3 protein-coding genes are annotated in these 2,372 nt (G+C 72.1%); 1 reads left to right on the forward strand and 2 read right to left on the reverse strand.

What is annotated here, in order from left to right:
• The coding region (locus G6018_RS00605; protein WP_182638462.1) for a phospholipase D family protein at positions 1-1,368 on the reverse strand (1,368 nt) is incomplete at its 3' end.
• A 49-nt stretch (positions 1,369-1,417) separates the two neighbouring features.
• Here G6018_RS00605 and G6018_RS00610 point away from each other — a divergent pair.
• On the forward strand, positions 1,418-2,125 hold the full coding sequence (locus G6018_RS00610) for a PIG-L family deacetylase (RefSeq protein ID WP_182638463.1): 708 nt from the start codon (positions 1,418-1,420) through the stop codon (positions 2,123-2,125).
• Between the two features lie 31 nt (positions 2,126-2,156).
• Here G6018_RS00610 and G6018_RS00615 read toward each other — a convergent pair.
• A partial coding sequence (locus G6018_RS00615; RefSeq protein WP_182638464.1) for an alpha-ketoglutarate-dependent dioxygenase AlkB occupies positions 2,157-2,372 on the reverse strand: 216 nt, incomplete at its 5' end.

A 2,372-nucleotide genomic window follows, 5' to 3' on the forward strand; every position in this document is an offset into this window, starting at 1 on the left:
GAGCGGACGCAGCCGACCCGGGGGCCGCGTCCCCCGGCGACCGCCGCGATGCCACTCCTCGAGCGCGGCGGCCGCGTCGGCGAAGGTCCGAAACGTCCCCACCGCGTCCGGACAGTCGTGCATCAGGCACGCGAGGTCGTCGTCGTCGCCCGGATCGCCGTCCCCGTGCGCGATCTCCGACACGTCCCCCGGATACCCCGGACCGTCCACGCCGCGCCCCAGGTGCTCGGCGGCCAGGGTCAGACGCAGTCTGCGGGCGTACGGACTGTGATCGGACGCGGCCGTGTCCACCACCACCGCCGAGAGTTCCGAGTCGTGGGTCCACGAGCGCCGGCTGAAGTTGTCGGAGCCGACCGAACACCAGGTGTCGTCCACGACGCACACCTTGGCGTGGACGTAGACCGGGGTGCCGTCGGAGTTCTCCGGCGCGTAGAAGGCCACCCGGCCGGGGGCCGCGGCGGCGAGTCGGCTCATGGCGCGCTGCCGGCCGAGGAGCTGCGGGATACGGGAGACCGGGTTGTCGCTGTCCGTCCACCGGGGCATCACGACGACCAGGTGCAGTCCCTCGTCCCGCTGGAGCGATTCCACGAAGGAGTCCGCGATCGCGCGCGACCACAGGTACTGGTCCTCCACGTAGATGAGGTCACGGGCACGCTCGAACGCCTTGGCGTACCCGCGGGCGACGCTCCGCTCACCCCTCCGTGCGAACGGGTAGGCACGTCGACCGTGCCGGCCGGCGTAGGTGCGGAGCAGTTGGACGACGTGCGTGCCACCCGGCACCGCCGGCGGCGGCGGCGCCTGCGGGGGCAACGGTTCGGCGCGCACGTCCACGTGGTCGCGGTCCACGCGGAACCGGCGACGCGACCGCGTCAGGGGCGCCGGGTCCTCCCACCGTTCCCGGAACACCGTCTCGGCGTCGTACACGGCCGGTCCCGAGATGGCGCACTGCACGTCGTGCCACGGCGGCGTCACCCCGTAGACCTCGGACATCGACTGCGCCTGCGGGTCGCCCCGGTGTCGGGCGTCGTCCCGCCGCGAATGGCACAGGTCGATGCCGCCCACGTAGGCCACGTCCCGCCGCGGGGCGTCCGCGTGTCGGATCACCACCATCTTCTGGTGGTGCGACCCGCGCGGCGGCACCCGCATGTCCAGCAGGACGTTGCCGCGCCAGTCGGTGAACAGGATCAGATCGCCCTGTCCGGTGGCCTCGATCCTGTCGGAGAGCTCGCCGAAGTACGTGGCCCCGTGGACGAGCGGACGGACCTCGTTGCCCTCCGACCAGGCCTCGTCACCGGCATGACGGGAATCCAGACGGGTGTCCGGGTTGCCCCGCTCGTGCGCGGAGAGCAACCACTCGGTGAGGGCCATGTGTTCGGACGCTACCGACTCGTCACCCCGGATCGGCAATACTCTCCCCATGACCCCACCCGAGCCCTTTCCCACCGACTGGACCCGCGGTCTGGTCCTGGTCGCCCATCCCGACGATCCCGAATACGGCATGTCCGCCGCGGTGGCCCGCTGGACCGCGGAGGGTCGCCACATCGTCTACGTGCTGGCCTCGAGCGGCGAGGCGGGGATCGAGGGGATGCCCCCCTCGATCGCCGGACCGGTCCGGGAGGAGGAACAGCGCCGCTCCTCGGCGCTCGTGGGCGTGGAAGAGGTGGAGTTCCTCGGCTTCCCCGACAGCAGGATCGTCAACGACTCGGGGCTCCGCGACGCGATCGCGGATTCCCTCCGCCGTCACCGGCCGGACATCGTGATCTCCCTGTATTCCGGGCCCGAGTGGGCGCCCGGCGCCCCCAACCAGAGCGATCACATGGAGTTCGGTGCCGCGGTGGGCGCGACGTATGACGACCTGGTGGCCGCCGTCGGCGTGGACGCCGCCGAGGGGCGCCCACGGATGTGGTTCGAGTCCTCACCGGAACCCACCCACTACGTGGACGTCGAGGGATTCGTCGAGCCGGCCGTCGCCGCGCTGGCCGAGCACAAGGAGTACCTCTCGGTCCTCGACCCCGGCACCCCCGTCCACGAGCAGGCCCGCCGGCAGGTGGAGTCGGTGTGCGCCCCCCGTGAGGACCTGGCCGGGGACCGGCACGTGGTGAGCTTCCGGCGGATGCGGCCCTGACCGGCACGCGAGCCCGCCGGTCAGCGGCAGGTCAGCGGGTCTGCCTCAGGGTGATGTTGACGCGCCCCGGCCCCGCGCCGAGCACGTCCCGGCACCAGGCTGGCGCCGTGCCGTCGAACACCCTGGGAACACCGTGGAAGGCCATCCTCGACGGTCCGCCGAACACCACGAGGTCGCCGGACTCCAACCGCACGTCGGTGTACGGGCGGCCACGGTGGTGTGGGGTGCCGAAGCGGAAGGTGCAGGC

Origin of the sequence: Dietzia sp. DQ11-44 (assembly GCF_014145205.1) — a bacterium.
GTDB classification, from domain to species: Bacteria; Actinomycetota; Actinomycetes; order Mycobacteriales; family Mycobacteriaceae; genus Dietzia; species Dietzia natronolimnaea.

What these genes read in the sequence shown, in the direction of transcription:
- G6018_RS00610 (WP_182638463.1), top strand. Translation starts at nt 1,418, where the DNA reads ATGACCCCACCCGAGCCCTTTCCCACCGACTGGACCCGCGGTCTGGTC.